Raw genomic sequence first — 16,786 nt, 5'->3', positions numbered from 1 at the left:
AACACCATGCAATCGATGCTCCGCACCATCGCGACGGCAGCCCTGACCCTCGGGCTGTTGTCAGGGTGCGCAGCAGGAGGAGACCAGATGCCCACCGACGCAGCCGGCCTGACACAGGACGACGTCGCGGAGATGTCGCTCCACCAAGAGTTCGACGCCTTCGGGGACCACTACGAACACATGCAACGGCTCCTCAAGGATGCCCAGCTCCAGGTCCACGACGGCGAGTGGGAGTGGGGCGGCGGCGACGACCTGCCGCTGATCGGAGGGGACGGCGTCGCCCCGCTGCCGGGCGCGGACACGAAGAACAGCTACTACATGCGCAGCGGACGACTCTGGTCACCCCCCGTCGCCGCAGGCGAGCAGCGCGACCTGCAACCGATGCTCGACTACTTCACCGATCAGGGGTGGACCATCGAGCAACGCGACATCACCGGCGACCACGAGCTCCGGGGGTACACCGGCGATGGCTGGCAACTCATCTACACCGCTCAAGAGAACGGCCGCTACACCCTCGAGGTCTACAGCGAACTGTTCTGGACCAACAACGGCAATGCGCTTTCGGATGCCATCTACGGACGCTCGACCGTCACGTTTCCCGACCGGTCCCGCCCGGGTGTGTACCCAGATTTCCCGGAGTGGGACGACCCCATCGTCAACAAGCCCAAGATCTGACCACGCCGACACAGCACGCCCCCGGGTCACTCAGACTTCATCGACATCGACGTTCCACAACGCCCGGTACCAGGCCGTCCGCTCCGGATCCTCGGGCACCCCGTACGCCTCGTGGAACAGCGGCTCCCACCCGGGACCGTAGTTCCACCCCAGCGCCATCGTCGCCACCGCCAGGTCGGCCCAGCGGTCCGCGACACCCGTGGCGTCCAGGTCGACGTGCCCGCTCCACCGGCCGTCGGCACCGATGAGCGTGTTGGGCGTGCACGGGTCTCCGTGGCACACCACCACGCGGTCACCGGGCGGCTCCGGGCCCAGGCGGTCCGTGTCGGCACCCGCCGCACGAGCACGGTCGAGCCGCGCCACGGTCGACCACGCGAACGGGCAGTCGTCCACCGGCAGGGTGTCGTGGAACGCGCGGAGCCCCTCGCCGACCGCGATCACCGCGGTCCGGGGTTCGTCGTGCCACCGCGGGTCGACGGCACTCCACCCGGGGACGGCACGGGTGTGCAGCCAGACACCGTCGTCGTCCGCACCGTGGTCGAGCACCTCGGGCACCCGCACGTACCGCGACGCCCACTCGAGTCGCGCGGCCTCGTTGCCGATCCACCGGCCGTAGGCATGCGGCAGGACCTTCACGAACTCGTCGGCGTGCTCGTCGGGGCCGATCCGGAAGGTCGTGCCGCCGATCTCGTTGTGCCAGACCAGGGCGACCTCGCGGCCCCGGGCGGCATCGACGACCACGCGCGGGACGGGGACGACGGCGTCCGGACCCGGTAACCCGCCGATCGACCGCACCACGACGGTCCTAGTGCACGCGGTCCGGGCGCGAGGACCCGGCCCCACCGCGCGCGATCTCGAGCAGGACCGGCAGGCGTTCGCCGAGCAGGGCGTCCAGGTCCGCCACGACGGCTTCCACCCGTTCGGTGACCTCGCGCGGCGATGCACCTCGGCGCGGACGCACCCGCACCCGGATCGCCCGGCCACCGCGGACGCGGTACACGTCGACCGCGAGCGAGGCCACCTGCGGCAGTCCACCGATCGCCGACGACAGCGCGTGCTGCACGGCCGTGGACTCCACCCGTACCGAACCAGCGACACCGTCGGCCGATCCGTCGCTCTCGACGACGGTGCCCTCGCGGCCACCGCCGAGCGTCGTCAGCACCACGATCGCCAGGATGCCGACGACGACCCCGCCGCCGAGCACCCACGTCCACGACAGCAGGGAGTCATCGCGCGACGTGTCCGTACCGAGGCCCGCGAGCGCCTCGCCGGCCGTGCGCCACCAGGACGCCACGAGCGGCAGGCCCTGGGCGGTCTGCACCAGGATCGCACCGACCCCGGCGACGAACAGGACGAGCCCGACGACGACGAGCGCCGTCCGGCCGAGGCCACGGTTGGTCGCGTTCATCCGTCCACCCGTCCGGTCGGCTGGACGCGCACCCGCGCGGCGAGGGCGGGGAGCGCGTCGATCGCAGCGAACTCGCGCTCGACGGCCTCGGTCGCGGCCACGGCGGGCACGTCGACACCGGCAGCCGGACGCAGCACGACCTCGACGGTCCGGCGGCCCACGGTGCCGACGGCGGCGTCCTGCCCGAGCCGCGTGGCGGAACGGGCAGCACGCGCAGCGGCCGAGGCGAGCACCTCGTCGTCGACCACGACGGCGAGCCGGCCGGAGGACATCGCGTGGCGCGGGCGCCGCTGCGGCAGGACCCCCTGCAGCAGGAGCACCAGGCCGACGAGTGCGACGATCGCGGCGATCCCGACGACGAGCGTGGTGTCGAGGCCGTCCGGCGCGGCGAGGGCGGCGTCCACGACGGCGCGCGGGTCGACCCCGAGGACGTTCTGGTCGAGCAGCACGAGAGCACCGGCGAAGACGGCAGCGGCAGCGAGCACGAGGGTGACCAGCATCGCGATCACGACGGCACCGGACCGGGACACGTGGGTCTCCCGGCGGAGCAGGCGCCGGTACGTGGCGGCGTGACCGGCGGACGGTGCAGGACCGGCCTCGGGAACCGATGCGGTCCGGCCGTCCACGGCGGTCACCGGACCCTCCGCGGGACGTCGACGACCGACGACGCGAACGTCACGGTCACCCGGGACACCTGTCGGCCGGTGATGGTCCGGAGCCGTTCGGCGATCGTGCCGCGGGCCCGGTGCGCGCTCGTGACGACGGGTTCGTCGGGGACCGCGTGGCTCCCCAGCACGGGCAGGGTGAGCGGGGCGGTGATCTCGACCGCCAGCGCGCCGCGACCGTCGTCGGCGACCCGGGCACGGACCTCCCGGAAGGCCACGCGCAGCGCTTCGGAGGCGACCGCCTGCGCGGTGTGGACCAGGGCCGACGTGCCGATGCGGTCGGAGCCGGGGAGTCGCGCGCCGCTGTCGCCGACCGTGGCGACGGCGGCGCCGGTCACGACGAGCTCCGGCGTCCGCGCAGCACGTCGACGAGACGACGCACGTCGACGTCACCGGCGACGATGCGGGCGACGAGGCCGCCGACCGCCATGCAGACGGCGACGACGACGAACGCCCAGAACCCGAGGGTCACCGCGACGATCGCGAGGAGGGCACCGACGCCCATCCCGACGACGGTGGCGTTCACCGGACCCGGCCCTCGCGGACGTCGCGACCGTCCAGGTCGTCGACCGGGCCGTTCAGCGCAGGGATGTTCACGTCGTTGATCGCGATGTTGACCTCGGTGACCTCGAGCCCGACGAGCTCGGTGACGGCGTTCGTGACGGCGGCGCGCACCGCGGTGGCGACGTCCATCATCGGCGTCGGGTAGTCCACGACGATCGTCAGGTCGACGGCGACCTGGGTCTCGCCGACCTCGACGCGGACCCCCTGGCCGAGCGCGCTCGAGCCGATGGCGTCGCGGATGGCGCCGAAGGCCCTGGCAGCGTTGCCGCCGAGGGCGAAGACGCCGGGGACGTCACGTGCGGCGATGCCCGCGACCTTGGCGACGACGGTGTCGTCGATGATCGTCTTGCCCTTGGCCGTGACGTGGGTGGTGGTGGTCCCGGTCGTGGTGCCGGTCGTCACGGTCCCGTCGACGCGGTTCGTCGTCGATGCCATTGCTGCCTCCGATGCGATCGATTCCTGGTGCTCCAGCGAACACCATCGTGCCGTACCCCGGCCGAGGATGGGCGTGCCGGTAGGTTCGATCCCATGCGCGTGGCGACCTGGAACGTGAACTCCGTCCGCACCCGAGTGGGGCGGATCGTCGACTGGCTGGTGCGCGAGGACGTCGACGTCCTCGGCATGCAGGAGATCAAGTGCAAGCCGGAGCAGTTCCCGGTGCAGGCGTTCGAGGACGCCGGCTACCACGTCGAGGCCCACGGCCTGAACCAGTGGAACGGTGTCGCGTTCGCCAGCCGGCTGCCGATGGAGGACGTCACACGCGACTTCCCCGGCCAGCCCGGGTTCCTCAAGGGACACGAGGGTCCGGACCTGCCGGTCGAGGCCCGGGCCATCGGCGTCACCGTCGACGGCGTGCGGCTGTGGAGCCTGTACGTGCCGAACGGACGCGAGGTCGGCGACCCGCACTACACGTACAAGCTCGACTGGCTCGCGCAGCTGGCCGACCGCACCGCCGAGTGGATCGCGGCGTCGCCGGAGACCCCGCTGGCACTGATGGGCGACTGGAACGTCGCGCCGCTCGACACCGACGTGTGGGACGTCCGCGTCTTCGAGGGGCACACCCACGTCAGCGAGCCGGAGCGCGCCGCCTTCCGGGCGTTCGAGACGGCGGGGCTGCAGGACGTCGTCCGCCCGATCGTCCCCGACGGCTACACGTACTGGGACTACAAGCAGCTGCGCTTCCCGCGCAACGAGGGCATGCGCATCGACTTCGTGATGGGCTCGCAGGCCTTCGACGACGTCGTCACCGATGCCTCGATCCACCGCAACGAACGCAAGGGCGACGCCCCGAGCGACCACGTCCCCGTGGTGGTCGACCTCGACCTGGACACGTCGCTCGACGACGACCGTCCGATGATCTTCTGAGCGGTCACGCGCTCGTGACGCGTTCTGTTACGCCCGGCGTCCGCCCCCGTTGAGCACGTGACGGCGCGGACGTAGGTTTCCTGCACCGAACCCCTTCGAGAGCAGGTGAAGCCATGTCCCGCGCGACGATCCTTCCCATCCAGCGCGTCATGGCGAACGCGGCGCCCGCCGCATGGCGCGACGGCATCGTCGTCGAGACCCGCACTGCCGACGCCGTCGTGGCGTTCCTGGACGGCGGCGTGACCCAGCTCCGGGTGGCGAGCGCCGACGCCTTCCTGTCGGTCGGCGATCCGGTCGCCCACCACCCGGTGGCGGAGATCCTCAGCGCCGGCGGTCGTCAGACCACGGCACGCAGCGCGTAGCCCGTCGACTCAGGCAGACATCGAGGCGAGCATCGCCTCGCACTTGGCGACCATCTCGTCGCAGGCCATGGCGCAGTAGCGGCACGACTCGTCCATGTCCATGTGCTTCCGGCACTCGGCGGCGCACATCGTGCCCATCGTCATCACGGTCATGAGCATCGACTGCATGCTCGGCAGGTCCATGCCCGCCGGACGCATCATCATCCGCATGCCGGTGTCGGCCATCATCGCCGTGTTGGAGCACATCGCGGCGCAGGTCGCCATCTCGCCACCCATGCGCATGTCGCTCGCGGAGCACATCGTCGCGGCCATCGACGCGGCGTTCATCGCCATCATCGTGTCCTGCATCAGGTCCGTGTCCATCTCCATGGGCATGTCCGTCATCGACATGTTCTTCATCATCGCCATCGTGTCCATCGGAGGTCTCCGTCCGTCGTGGTCCCGAGGCGGGTCCGCCCCGTGTCGGCCAGGGTACGCGCGCCCCCGCTCGGACGGGAGGCCCGTGGCGGGCCCGCCACGGGCCTCCCGTCCGTCCCGCGGTGCGCCCAGGGCGCGCTACGGGTGCAGCAGCGCGGCGATCGCCACCAGGACGGGAACCGAGCCGATCGTCGAGATGAGCACCACGTCGCGGGCCACGGGGACCGCCGCACCGTAGCGCTGCGCGTAGTTGAACACGTTCTGCGCCGCCGGCAACGCCGCCAGGGTCGTGAGCACGAAGACGTCCTGGTCGCCGAGCCCGAACACGAACCGCGCGAACACGTACGCGACCGCCGGCATCACCACGAGCTTGATCGACGACGCCACGATGACGTCGGTGCGGATCGCGGGGTCCCGCAACGGCGCAGCACCGTGCAGGCTCATCCCGAACGACAGCAGCACGACGGGCACGGCGGCGGCCCCCACCAGCGAGAACGGTTCGAGCACGGGATCGGGCAGCGTGATGCCGGTCGCCGAGAACACCACGCCGACCAGCGAAGCGATGATGATCGGGTTCCGGAACGGCCCGGAGATCCGGCGTCCCCAGCCACCCGCACCCGAGGTCGCGGCGTCGAGGATCGTCAGCGCGACCGGCGCGATCACGATGAGCTGCAACAGGATCACCGGCACCACCGCCGTCGCCTGCCCGAGCACGTAGACGGCGACCGGCAGGCCGATGTTGTTCGCGTTCACGTAGCTCGCGGCCAGCGCACCGACCGTCGTGGTGGTGACCGGACGCCGCAGCACGAAGCGGAAGACGGCCGCTGCGCCGAGTGCGACGACGACGGCGCTCACCAGCGAGACCCAGAGCATCGGCGACAGCAGTGACTCGATGTCGGCGGATGCGATCGTGTGGAACAGCAGGCAGGGCATGAGCACGAAGAACGCGAGGCGGCTCATCACGAACTGCGCGTGCGGGCCGAGCAGTCCGATGCGCCCGACGACGTACCCACCGGCGATGATCGCACCGATGATCGCGAAGCCGGTCAACACGCCACCCATCGCGTCCATCCTTGCACCATGTGACGTCGCTCAGGTCGGAAATGCGTTCGCATCGAATACCGTTGCAGGCACCATGACCTCGACGAACGCCGACACCCTCACCCGGTCCACCGACTCCAGCCAGCCCCTCGTGCCCCTGCTGGAAGAGCGTTGGAGCCCCCGTTCCTACGACGAGACCGCGACGATCTCGGACGAGCAGTTCGACGCCGTCCTCGAGGCCGCCCGCTGGGCCGCGTCCGCCATGAACTTCCAGCCGCGCCGGTTCATCGCCGGTCGTCGTGGCACCGAGACGTTCCGCAAGATCAACGAGAACCTGCTCGGCTTCAACGCCGCGTGGGCCTTCCGTGCCAGCGCCCTGGTCGTCGGCGTGCTCGAGACCGTGACCGAGGACGGCGACGAGCGTCCCTTCGCGCAGTACGACCTCGGCCAGTCGCTCGCCGCGCTCACCGTCCAGGCGCACGCCGAGGGCCTGCACGTGCACCAGATGGCGGGCATCGACGCCGCCGGGCTCCGCGCCGCGTTCGACCTGCCGGAGCGCTTCCTGCCCTTCACCGTGACGGCCATCGGCACCGTCGCGCACCCGTCGCAGCTCGACGAGAAGGCGGCAGAGCGCGAGGTCGCCCCGCGCACCCGCCTGCCGCTCGACGAGGTCGTCCTCGTCAAGGAGTAGCCCTCGGTACCGACACGCGGCCGCGTCCCCGCCGGGGCGCGGCCGCTGTCGTACCCGCTGCGGCTGCGGCCGCGGCCGCCGCTGCCGCTGCCGCTGCCGCGTAGAATGTCGTGACATGCAGCCCGAGATGAACTTCTACACCCGCAAGTGGGTCCGCCCCGAGGACCTCAACGCCAACGGCACCCTGTTCGGCGGCAGCCTGCTCCGCTGGATCGACGAAGAGGCCGCGGTCTACGCGATCATCCAGCTCGGCAACGGCAAGGTCGTCACGAAGTACATGTCGGAGATCGAGTTCGTGTCCTCGGCGAAGGAGGGCGACATCGTCGAGATCGGCCTCGTCGCCACCCGGTTCGGCCGCAGCTCGCTCACGATGCGGGCCGAGGCGCGCAACCTCTTCACGCACCGCAGCATCCTGACCATCGACGAGGTCGTGTTCGTGAACCTCGACGACGACGGCAACCCGGCGCCGCACGGCTACACCGACATCACCTACGACCGCGACCGGGTCCCCGCGACGCACCGGGCCTGACCGCGCGCGACCCCGCAGACATCACGCAGCCCTCGCGTGGGGTGGGCCCAGCATGCGGCGTGTGATCGGTGGCCTCTGGCAGGATCGGGGCATGACCACGCCCCGCCTCGTCGCCTTCGACCTGGACGACACCCTCGCCCCGTCGAAGTCCGCCCTCGACCCCCGCATGCTCGAGACCTTCGCGTCCCTGCTCGAGGTCGTTCCGGTCGCGGTCATCTCCGGCGGCAACTTCACGCAGTTCGAGCAGCAGCTCGTCACCCCGCTGCGACACCGGGACGGCCTGACCCTCGACGACCTGCACCTGCTGCCGACGTGCGGCACGCGGTACTACCGCTGGTCCGACGACGACTGGGCCCTGCAGTACGCCGAGGACCTCACCGACGAGCAGAAGGCACGTGCCCTGGCCGCGGTCGAGTCCGTGGCGAAGGACGCCGGCTACTGGGAGTCCGAGACCTGGGGCGACATCCTCGAGGACCGCGGTTCGCAGATCACGTTCTCCGCGCTCGGCCAGGCCGCCCCGGTCGACGTCAAGAAGCAGTGGGACCCGACCGGCGCGAAGAAGGACGACCTGCGTCGCCGGGTGCAGGCGGAGCTCCCCGACCTCGAGGTCCGGTCCGGCGGGTCGACCAGCGTCGACATCACCCGCAAGGGCATCGACAAGGCGTACGGCATGCAGCGTCTCGCCGAGATCACCGGCGTCGCGCTCGACGACATGCTGTTCGTCGGCGACCGGCTCGACCCCGAGGGCAACGACTACCCGGTGAAGGCCCTCGGTGTGCCGTGCCACGCGGTCGAGGGCTGGGAGGACACCGACGCGTTCCTGACCGAGCTCATCCCGACCCTGCGCTGATCCTGCGGCGCGTCAGCCGAGGCGGCGGACGGCCTCGATGAACGCACGGATCTTCGCCGGGTCCTTCACGCCGCGCTCGGACTCGACGCCGCTGGACACGTCGACGCCGTCGGGGTCGAGCGCCTCGACCGCGGCGACGACGTTGGCGGGGGTCAGGCCGCCCGCCAGGATCCAGGCTTCGTCGATCGCACCCTCGATCGACGCCGGGTCGATCAGCCGACCGCTCCCCGGAACGGTGGCGTCGAGCAGCAGCAGGTCGTGGTCGTACGCGGCGCGCTGCTCGGCGGTCTCGCGCAGGTAGTCCTCGGCCGCGATGGCCCGGATGGTGAAGAAGCCGGCGTCGCGGGCACGGGCGAAGTCGCTCGCCGCCTCGCCGCCGTGCAGTTGCAGGGTGGTGAGCCCGACCTCGGACGCGATGCCGACGACCTCGTCGATCTTCTGGTCGCGGAACACCCCGACGGCGTCGATGCCGTCCGGCAGCCGCTCGACGAGTTCCTTCGCCAGGTCGGCCGTCACGGTGCGGGGGCTGTTCGCGGCGAAGACGAACCCGACCGCGTCGGCGCCCGCGTCGACGGCGGCGTCCACGGTGTCGGGCGTCGACAGGCCGCAGATCTTGATCCAGCGCTGGTCGGTCATGCTGTCCATCCTGCCAGGGACCTCGGACGAACGGGACGCGCAGGCGACCTCGGACGAACGGGACGCGCGGGCGACCTCAGTGCAGCATGCCCGCGACGTAGGCGGAGCCGCACGCGACCAGCACGCCGAACGCCGCGAACGTGCCGACGAGGACGTTCCGCCGGCGCCAGCGACGGACGGCCGAGAAGGTGCCGCGCTTCGCGTGCCGGTGGGCCGCACGGTGCATGCGGTGGTCGCGTTGGTGCTTGACCCGCTCCGGTCCGAGGGGCACCGGGCCGGTGATCTGGGTGGAGCCCCCACGCAGGGCGCTCGCGATGGCGACCGCGGTCGGACGGCGCTCCGGGTCACGGGCGGTCATCCGGCTGAGCAGGTCGCGCCACTCCGAGGCGATCTCGTCGGGGATCTCGGGGTCGTGCCGCAGACGGGCGAGTGCCGCCTCGATCAGGGTGCCGGAGTACTCCTGCTTGCCGGTGAGGGACTCGAGCAGCACCAGCCCGAGGGAGTAGACGTCGGTGGCGAAGCTGATCGGCTCACCGGCGACCTGCTCGGGGCTGAGGTACGCCGCCGTGCCGATGACCGTGCCGTCGTTCGTCAGGCGTGAACCGTCGACGAAGTGCGCGACACCGAAGTCGGTGAGCTTCACGGTCCGGGCGAACCCGGACGACCCCTCGTCGCTGATCAGGATGTTGGCGGGCTTGACGTCGCGGTGCACGATGCCGCGCGAGTGCACGTAGGCCAGGGCGTCGGCCAGCTGGGCGCCGAGGTCGGCCACCTCGTAGTTGTGCAGGGCGCCCTCGGACAGTCGGCGCAGCAGCGTCGTGTCGGCGATGAGCTCCATCACGATGAACCGGTGCGGGCCGTCCGGGAAGTCGTGCGTGCCGGCGTCGTAGAGCGGGATGAGCCCGGGGTGCGACAGCATGCTGAGCAGCCGGATCTCGCGCTCCTGGCGGACACGGTCGGCCGTCGTCATCTTGTCCGGCGTCGCGAAGAGCTTCACGGCGACCGCGCGGTAGGTGTGCTCGTCGCGGGCTTCGTAGACGGTCCCCATGCCACCCGTGCCGATGAGCTTCACCAGGCGGTACCGGCCCGACAGGACCGTCTCCGTCCGCAAGCCGTCGAGCAGGGTCATGGTGTCCGTCGTTCCGTCGGGAGCCGCAGGTTCCGCGGCAGCTGCCGGCGTGTTGGCTCACGAGAAACGGTACGCGTCCGACCCCGCTTTTGGACGGGTGTTATGACATCGTGATCGGCGTACTTCCCTGTGTTCATGCGGATGCATCAGGGTACCGTTCGACCTCCGACCAGGGTGAGCGATCACGCAAGGAGGACAGCGATGGCACTGACGAAGGGTGACGAGGTGCACTGGAACACCTCGCAGGGACGGACGACCGGAAGACTCGTGCGGAAGCGCACGAGCGACTTCGAGTTCGACGGTCAGACGTTCAAGCCGACCGACGACGATCCGTACTGGATCGTCGAGTCGGAGAAGAGCGGCAAGCAGGCCGCGCACAAGGAGTCGGCGCTGACCAAGGCCTGACGGCGGAGCGGCTCAGTCGCGGGCGGGCTCGGCGCGACGACGACCTCGTGCGCCCCCGCTCGCGGCACCGTCGCCGTCGCCGTCCGCGCGGCGATCCGACCGCCACCGTCGGAGCCGGCGGACCACGAAGGTCACCACGACGATCGCGATCGCGACGTAGAGCACCCGGTCGATCCACTCCGTGTACTGCTCGACGCGGTCGTACTGCGAGCCGAACGCGGCACCGAGCAGCACGAGTGCGCTGTTCCAGATGCCACTCGCGATGATCGTGAACACCGAGAACGTGCCGAGGTGCATGCGGTCCGCACCCGCTGGCAGCGAGATGAGGCTGCGCACGATGGGGACGAAGCGGCCGAAGAACACCGCGCTCTTGCCGTGCCGGTGGAACCACCCGGCGGCCTTGCGGAAGTCGTCCTCGTCGACCAGGGGGAGCTTGCCGAACCACCGCGTGGTGCGCTCGAACCCGATCTTCGCGCCGAGCCAGTAGAGCACCAGTGCGCCGAGGTAGGAACCGAGCGTCGCCAGCACGAGGACCAGCACGAGGTTCATCTGGCCGGCGCCGCCGAGGAACCCGGCCAGCGGCAGGATGACCTCGGACGGGATCGGCGGGAACACCGTCTCGACGAAGAGCATGAGCGCGACGCCCCACTCCCCCAGGGCGTCGATGACCTGGAGCACGAGGCCGGACAGCCCGCCCAGGTCCGAGGGCGCGGTGGAGTCGCCGCTGGCGACGGTCATGGCACGGGCGGTCACGGCAGTCGTCATACCCCCAGCATCCCTGAACGCCCTGTCAGGACCCGGCACGGAACCTGAACGTCAGCCGAGTCCCATGTGCGAGGTCCGGACGTGGGTCAGCGACCGCGCGAGGGCGCCCCGGGCCACGGCGTCCCGCCCGACCGTCGAGGGCACGATCTCGACGGGGTGTCGGAGCTGCGGCGTGACCACCGCGGCGAGCGCCTCGGCGAACACCGGTGCCGCCGGCAGGACCTCGCCCCCGACGACCACGACCTCGGGGTCGATCGTCGTGACGAGCTGCACGACGCCCGGCGCCACGTCGTCCGCGAAGGCGCGGACGACCTCGACCGCCGCCGGGTCGGGACCGTCCGCACCGCCGCGGCCCGGCGCAGCGCCCCCGCGCCCGGCCGCGGCGAAGACGGACTCGAGGTCCGTGTCGGACGTGATCCGGGCCTCCAGGCGGGCCGGCGCACCGGGCCATCCGGTCGAGGCCAGGCCGCCCATCTCGCCGGCCGCCCCGCGCGCTCCGCGCGCCAACGCCCCGTCGATGACGTAGGCCGCACCGATCTGGCGACCCATCACCAGGTAGAGGCCGTCCTGGACGCCGCGGAACCGGCCCCACATCGCCTCGGCGGTGGCGGCGAGCTTGGCGTCGTTGTCGAAGAAGGTCGCGACCCCGGGGAAGAGGTCCTGGATCCGGCCGGGCACGCGGCGCTCGACCCACTCCGGCACGGCGACCGTGTAGTCGATCTCTCCGGCGCGGTCGACCACGGCGGGGACGCCGAACGTGGCGGCGAGGACGGGCGACGCATCCGAGTCGGCCGTCAGGCGGCGGACCACGTCCTGCACGCTCGTCCACGCCTGCTCCGCGTCGGCGAGGTCCGCGTAGCGCTCCTCGACCCGGGTGAGGGTGACGCCGCGCAGGTCGGCGCGGATGCCCACGATGCCGTGCAGCCCGAGGTCGACGCCGAGCACGGAGCCGGCGGTGGCGTCCGCTGCGAAGCGCTTGGCCCGACGACCGGCCTTGTTCGGGGTGGCGATCGCCTCGGCCTCGGTCACCCAGCCCTCGTCGACCAGGTCCGCCAGCGCCGCCTCGACCGTGGGACGGGAGAGCCCGACGGTGCGGCTCAGCTCGGTCACGGTGCGCGACGCGTCGTCGCGAAGGAGCTCGTCGAGGATGGCGCGGGAGTTCATGAGTCGGAGCACCCCCGGCGTCGTCCCCACGACACTCGGGATCGTTGACACGGTCTCGTCCACGGCCATAGCCTCCACATTACGAAAGATCATTGAGGAATGGTGGACTCCGACATGCTCATCCCACGACCGCGCCGCGCCGTGCCCGGCACCGGCGCCTTCGAGATCACCCCGTCGACCCGCATCGCAGCGGACGCAGCGAGCGAATCGGTCCGACTGTACCTGCAGCAGACGCTGCGGGCGTCGACCGGCCAGCCGGTCCGTGACGCGGTCGACGGCGCGACCGTCCACGCCGGCGCCATCTCGCTGCGCGTCTCGGACGACCCCTCGCTGCCCGCCGGCCCACCGTCACCCGAGGGCGAACGCGCCGAGTCCTTCCGCCTGACCGTCACCACCGACGGTGTCGACGTCGTCGGTGGCTCGGCCGCCGGCGTCTTCTACGGCGTCCAGGCACTCCTCCAGCTGCTGCCAGCCGACGTCTACCGCAGCGGCCGCGTCGGCACCGGGCCGTGGTCGCTCCCCGCCACCGTCGTCGAGGACGCGCCCGCCTTCGCCTGGCGCGGCGTCATGCTCGACGTCGCCCGGCACTTCCGCACCAAGCACGAGGTCATGCGCGTCGTCGACCAGCTCGCGGCGCACCGGATCAACCGCCTGCACTTCCACCTGACGGAGGACCAGGGCTGGCGCATCGAGATCCGCAAGTACCCGCGACTGACCGAGGTCGGGTCGTGGCGACGCGAGTCGCAGGTCGGCGCGCACGTCCCCGACGCCGACGGCGTCCTGCACCCGGCAGGGTTCGACGGCCGGCCGCACGGTGGGTACTACACGCAGGACGACATCCGCGAGATCGTCGCGTACGCGGCGGACCGGTTCGTCACCGTCGTCCCCGAGATCGAGACGCCCGGTCACGTCCGCGCCGCGCTGGCCGCGTACCCGTCGCTCGGCGTGCACCCCGAGACACCGGTCGAGGTCTGGACCGAGTGGGGCATCGCCGACGACGTCCTGAACGCGGACGACAGCACCGTCGACTTCTTCAAGGACGTCCTCGACGAGGTCATCGCGCTCTTCCCCTCGCGCTACATCGGCATCGGCGGTGACGAGTGCCCGAAGGTGCAGTGGGTCGAGGACCCCCGCACCCAGGAGCGCATGCGTTCGCTCGGCCTCGAGGACGAAGAGCAGCTGCAGGCGTGGATCATCGGGCAGCTCGCGGCGCACGTCGCCTCGCACGGGCGACGGGCGTTCGGTTGGGACGAGATCCTCGAGGGCGGCACGCTCGACCCGTCGGCGACGATCGTGTCCTGGCGCGGTCTGACCGGTGCGCGGACGGCGGCGAAGCGCGGGCACGACGTCATCTCCTCGCCGGACGACCAGGCCTACCTCGACTACCGGCAGAGCGACCTGGCGACCGAGCCGATCCCGGTGTCGATCGTGCTGACGGTCGACGACGTGTTCGCCTTCGACCCGGTGCCGTCCGGCCTGACCGAGTCCGAGCGGGCGCACGTCATCGGCGGCCAGGGCAACATGTGGACGGAGCACGTCGACACCGCCCGGAAGCTCGACTACCAGCTGTTCCCGCGGGTCGCGGCACTGGCCGAGGCCCTCTGGTCGGCGGACGTGACCGGTCCGCGCGACGTGGCCGAGTTCCGCGGACGGCTGGCGGAGCACACCGCGCGGCTCGAGGCGATGGGCATCGAGTACCGGCACGAGGCGGGGCCCTTCCCGTGGGAGCAGCGGCCCGGGGTCCCCGGTCGGCCGCACTCGCGCGAGGACCGCGCCGCCTACATCGACGCGATCACCGCCAACATCGCGGAGTAGGGAGCGCCCCGGGCGGGCGGGCGCTCGCGTCGGCGTCGAGGTTCCACGACTCGCCGCTCACTTCCGTCGAGGTTCCACGGAGGCCCGCGTACGCCCGTGAGGTTCCGAGATCTCGGAACCTCACGGGGTGGGCGCGACCACGAACGGACGGGAGGCCCGGTGCCAGCTGGCACCGGGCCTCCCGTCCGACAGGTGGTGACGTCGACTACACGGCGACGGCCACGCGGTCGTCGGCCGTCTCGGACACGGCGGCGTCCGCCGCCGGGGCCCGGCGCACGAACTTCTTCAGCCCGACCAGGACCAGCGCGGACACGATCGTGCCGGCCAGGATCGCGACGATGAACATCGCGACGTCCCCGATGGCGAAGAACACGAAGATCCCGCCGTGCGGCGCCCGCGAGGTCACACCGGCCGCCATCGAGATCGCACCCGTGACCGCGGCCCCGACCATCGACGCCGGGATGACGCGCAGCGGGTCGGCGGCAGCGAACGGGATCGCGCCCTCGGAGATGAAGGACGCTCCGAGCAGCCAGGCGGCCTTGCCGTTCTCGCGCTCGGGCTTCGTGAACCCGCGGCGGTAGAGGACGGTCGAGGCGAGTGCCAGGGCGAGCGGCGGCACCATGCCGGCGGCCATCACGGCGGCCATGATCTCGAACGGCACGACGTTGGTGGCGGTCCCGGCACCGAGCCCGGCGACGGCGAACGCGTAGGCGACCTTGTTGACCGGGCCACCGAGGTCGAAGGCCATCATCAGGCCGAGGATGATGCCGAGCAGGATCGCCGAGGCGCCGGACAGCGAGTTGAGGAACTCGGTCAGCTGGGTCATGAGCCAGGCGATCGGGCCGCCGAGCACGAGCAGCATGAGGCCGGAGGCGATGATCGAGCCGAAGAGCGGGATGATCACGACGGGCATCAGGCCACGCAGCCAGCGCCAGGTCGGGATGCGCCCGATCCAGTACGCGGCGGCGCCGGCGATGAGGCCACCGATCAGACCACCGAGGAACCCGGCGTTCATGAAGACGGCGATGGAACCGGCGACGAAGCCGGGCGCGATGCCGGGCCGGTCGGCCATGGCGTAGGCGATGTACCCGGCGAGTGCTGCGACCAGGAACCCGAGCGACACGGAGCCGATCTGGAACGCGGCGGCACCGAGGTAGTAGTCGAGGCCCTGCGGCGGCAGGTTCAGCAGCGTGTAGTTCGTCAGCGTGAAGACCGCGTTGTTCTGGCCGGAGTCACCGTGGGTGAGCGCGATGCCGTAGCCGGCGAGCAGGAAGCCGAGCGCGATGAGCAGCCCGCCGCCCGCGACGAACGGGATCATGTAGCTGACGCCGGTGAGCAGCCAGCGCTTGAGCGCCTGCCCGAAGTGCTCGTTCTTGGCGGTGGACTCGCCCTCGGCGGTCGCTCCGCCCTGCACGCGTGCGGCGTTCGGGTCCTCCGAGGCGCGGATGGCCTCGGCGATCATCTTGTCGGGCTCGTCGACGCCGCGCTTGACCGGGCCGGAGACGAGCGGCTTGCCGGCGAAGCGCCCGCGGTCGCGGACGTCGACGTCGACCGCGAACACGACGGCGTCGGCGCGGGCGATCAGGGCGGGGTCGAGGGGCTCGACCTGCGAGGAGCCCTGGGTCTCGACGTGCATCTCGGCGCCGGCGCGCTGCGCCGCGGCGACGAGGGCATCGGCCGCCATGTAGGTGTGCGCGATGCCGGTCGGGCAGGCGGTGACGCCGACGAAGACCTTGCGGCCCGGCGCGGGTGCGGGAGCCGGACTGGAGGCACTGCTCGCCTTCCCGACGCCGGCTTCGGACACCTCGCCGCTCACCTCGCGGTCGACGAGCTGGACGATCTCGTCCGGGGTGGCTGCGGCGCGCAGGGCGGCGGTGAAGTCGTCGCGGATGAGCGCACGGGCCAGGGTCGAGAGGACCGTCAGGTGGTCCTTGTCGGCCCCCTCGGGCACGGCGATCATGAACACGATGTCGGCGTCGCCGTCCGGGGCGCCGAACGACACCTTCCGGGCGAGACGCGCGAACGCCAGGGTCGGCTCGGACACCGATGCCGAACGGGCGTGCGGGATCGCGATGCCACCGGGCACGCCGGTGCCGACGCTGGCCTCGCGCTTGATGGCGTCCTCGGCCAGGACCCGGCCGTCGGCGGCGCGGCCGGTCGCGGCGACGCGGTCGGCGAGGACGCGGATGACCTCGGCCGAGGTGGCGCCGAGGTCCTCGTCGAGGCCGACGAGCTGGGCGCTGATGAGGCGCGGACTCGAGTCTGCGGACATGTGCTTGCTCCTTCGCAATGGCGCTGATCGCGC

21 protein-coding genes are annotated in these 16,786 nt (G+C 71.4%); 8 read left to right on the top strand and 13 right to left on the bottom strand.

Annotated features, from left to right (window positions below; genetic code table 11):
- The first annotated feature begins 15 nt into the window (after positions 1–15).
- Positions 16–675: a hypothetical protein gene (locus ACGH48_RS02690; protein WP_396290087.1), complete on the top strand. Its 660-nt coding sequence runs from the start codon at positions 16–18 to the stop codon at positions 673–675.
- Positions 676–705: 30 nt separating this feature from the next.
- Here ACGH48_RS02690 and ACGH48_RS02685 read toward each other — a convergent pair whose 3' ends face one another.
- Genes ACGH48_RS02685 through ACGH48_RS02660 form a run of 6 tightly spaced genes read right to left on the bottom strand, consistent with a single transcriptional unit; the run spans position 706 to position 3,747 of the window.
- Positions 706–1,473, bottom strand: coding sequence for a phosphotransferase (locus tag ACGH48_RS02685; RefSeq protein WP_396290086.1), 768 nt, complete (start codon positions 1,471–1,473; stop codon positions 706–708).
- A 7-nt stretch (positions 1,474–1,480) separates the two neighbouring features.
- A complete protein-coding gene (locus ACGH48_RS02680) occupies positions 1,481–2,083 on the bottom strand; it encodes a hypothetical protein (protein ID WP_396290085.1) in 603 nt (200 codons plus the stop codon).
- Positions 2,080–2,718, bottom strand: a complete 639-nt coding sequence (locus tag ACGH48_RS02675) for a hypothetical protein (protein ID WP_396290083.1) — start codon at positions 2,716–2,718, stop codon at positions 2,080–2,082. Before ACGH48_RS02675 ends, ACGH48_RS02680 begins: the two co-directional genes overlap by 4 nt.
- Positions 2,715–3,086, bottom strand: coding sequence for a hypothetical protein (locus tag ACGH48_RS02670; RefSeq protein WP_340195726.1), 372 nt, complete (start codon positions 3,084–3,086; stop codon positions 2,715–2,717). The genes ACGH48_RS02675 and ACGH48_RS02670 overlap by 4 nt, the downstream gene beginning before the upstream one ends.
- The gene (locus tag ACGH48_RS02665) at positions 3,083–3,274 is read right to left on the bottom strand and encodes a DUF2273 domain-containing protein (protein WP_111086173.1); all 192 of its coding nucleotides are present in this window, start codon (positions 3,272–3,274) and stop codon (positions 3,083–3,085) included. Before ACGH48_RS02665 ends, ACGH48_RS02670 begins: the two co-directional genes overlap by 4 nt.
- The gene (locus tag ACGH48_RS02660; RefSeq protein ID WP_396290082.1) at positions 3,271–3,747 is read right to left on the bottom strand and encodes an Asp23/Gls24 family envelope stress response protein; all 477 of its coding nucleotides are present in this window, start codon (positions 3,745–3,747) and stop codon (positions 3,271–3,273) included. The genes ACGH48_RS02665 and ACGH48_RS02660 overlap by 4 nt, the downstream gene beginning before the upstream one ends.
- Before the next feature lie 93 nt (positions 3,748–3,840).
- Here ACGH48_RS02660 and ACGH48_RS02655 point away from each other — a divergent pair, with 93 nt between their 5' ends.
- Positions 3,841–4,677, top strand: a complete 837-nt coding sequence (locus ACGH48_RS02655) for an exodeoxyribonuclease III (RefSeq protein WP_396290080.1) — start codon at positions 3,841–3,843, stop codon at positions 4,675–4,677.
- A gap of 113 nt (positions 4,678–4,790) precedes the next feature.
- Complete coding sequence (locus tag ACGH48_RS02650; RefSeq protein ID WP_396290079.1) at positions 4,791–5,039, top strand: nuclease; 249 nt, start codon at positions 4,791–4,793, stop codon at positions 5,037–5,039.
- A gap of 9 nt (positions 5,040–5,048) precedes the next feature.
- Here ACGH48_RS02650 and ACGH48_RS02645 read toward each other — a convergent pair whose 3' ends face one another.
- Together ACGH48_RS02645 and ACGH48_RS02640 are read right to left on the bottom strand one after the other, a co-directional pair.
- Positions 5,049–5,456: an aldehyde dehydrogenase gene (locus ACGH48_RS02645; protein ID WP_396290078.1), complete on the bottom strand. Its 408-nt coding sequence runs from the start codon at positions 5,454–5,456 to the stop codon at positions 5,049–5,051.
- 138 nt (positions 5,457–5,594) lie between these two features.
- Entirely contained in the window at positions 5,595–6,518 is a 924-nt protein-coding gene (locus ACGH48_RS02640) for an AEC family transporter (protein WP_396290077.1), read from the bottom strand.
- A gap of 73 nt (positions 6,519–6,591) precedes the next feature.
- Between ACGH48_RS02640 and ACGH48_RS02635 the strand changes: the two genes are divergently transcribed.
- From ACGH48_RS02635 to ACGH48_RS02625, 3 genes are all read left to right on the top strand, one after another.
- Positions 6,592–7,188 (top strand): nitroreductase family protein, encoded by a 597-nt coding sequence (locus ACGH48_RS02635; protein ID WP_111086179.1) that lies wholly within the window; start codon positions 6,592–6,594, stop codon positions 7,186–7,188.
- Between the two features lie 115 nt (positions 7,189–7,303).
- A complete protein-coding gene (locus ACGH48_RS02630) occupies positions 7,304–7,717 on the top strand; it encodes an acyl-CoA thioesterase (protein WP_111086180.1) in 414 nt (137 codons plus the stop codon).
- Between the two features lie 91 nt (positions 7,718–7,808).
- On the top strand, positions 7,809–8,567 hold the full coding sequence (locus ACGH48_RS02625; protein ID WP_340195723.1) for an HAD-IIB family hydrolase: 759 nt from the start codon (positions 7,809–7,811) through the stop codon (positions 8,565–8,567).
- Between the two features lie 12 nt (positions 8,568–8,579).
- Here the strand turns inward: ACGH48_RS02625 and ACGH48_RS02620 are convergent, their stop codons facing one another.
- Both ACGH48_RS02620 and ACGH48_RS02615 read right to left on the bottom strand, forming a co-directional pair.
- Positions 8,580–9,203 carry a phosphoribosylanthranilate isomerase gene (locus ACGH48_RS02620; protein ID WP_396290076.1) on the bottom strand — a complete coding sequence of 208 codons (624 nt, stop codon included), beginning with the start codon at positions 9,201–9,203 and terminating at the stop codon, positions 8,580–8,582.
- Positions 9,204–9,279: 76 nt separating this feature from the next.
- Positions 9,280–10,332 carry a serine/threonine-protein kinase gene (locus ACGH48_RS02615; RefSeq protein ID WP_123310443.1) on the bottom strand — a complete coding sequence of 351 codons (1,053 nt, stop codon included), beginning with the start codon at positions 10,330–10,332 and terminating at the stop codon, positions 9,280–9,282.
- Between the two features lie 201 nt (positions 10,333–10,533).
- On the opposite strand from ACGH48_RS02615, the gene ACGH48_RS02610 reads away from it, so the two are divergent.
- Entirely contained in the window at positions 10,534–10,737 is a 204-nt protein-coding gene (locus ACGH48_RS02610) for a DUF2945 domain-containing protein (RefSeq protein ID WP_396290075.1), read from the top strand.
- 12 nt (positions 10,738–10,749) lie between these two features.
- On the opposite strand, the gene ACGH48_RS02605 is transcribed toward ACGH48_RS02610, so the two are convergent.
- Together ACGH48_RS02605 and ACGH48_RS02600 are read right to left on the bottom strand one after the other, a co-directional pair.
- The gene (locus ACGH48_RS02605; protein ID WP_396290074.1) at positions 10,750–11,502 is read right to left on the bottom strand and encodes a DedA family protein; all 753 of its coding nucleotides are present in this window, start codon (positions 11,500–11,502) and stop codon (positions 10,750–10,752) included.
- 51 nt (positions 11,503–11,553) lie between these two features.
- The gene (locus ACGH48_RS02600; RefSeq protein WP_396290073.1) at positions 11,554–12,729 is read right to left on the bottom strand and encodes an ROK family protein; all 1,176 of its coding nucleotides are present in this window, start codon (positions 12,727–12,729) and stop codon (positions 11,554–11,556) included.
- Positions 12,730–12,765: 36 nt separating this feature from the next.
- Between ACGH48_RS02600 and ACGH48_RS02595 the strand changes: the two genes are divergently transcribed.
- On the top strand, positions 12,766–14,481 hold the full coding sequence (locus ACGH48_RS02595; protein WP_396290072.1) for a beta-N-acetylhexosaminidase: 1,716 nt from the start codon (positions 12,766–12,768) through the stop codon (positions 14,479–14,481).
- A gap of 205 nt (positions 14,482–14,686) precedes the next feature.
- On the opposite strand, the gene ACGH48_RS02590 is transcribed toward ACGH48_RS02595, so the two are convergent.
- Positions 14,687–16,753 carry a fructose-specific PTS transporter subunit EIIC gene (locus ACGH48_RS02590; protein WP_396290071.1) on the bottom strand — a complete coding sequence of 689 codons (2,067 nt, stop codon included), beginning with the start codon at positions 16,751–16,753 and terminating at the stop codon, positions 14,687–14,689.
- Positions 16,754–16,786: the final 33 nt, after the last annotated feature.

Origin of the sequence: Curtobacterium pomorum (genome assembly GCF_044497295.1) — a bacterium.
In the GTDB taxonomy this organism is placed as follows: Bacteria; Actinomycetota; Actinomycetes; order Actinomycetales; family Microbacteriaceae; genus Curtobacterium.
This window is presented reverse-complemented; position numbering and strand designations above follow the sequence as displayed.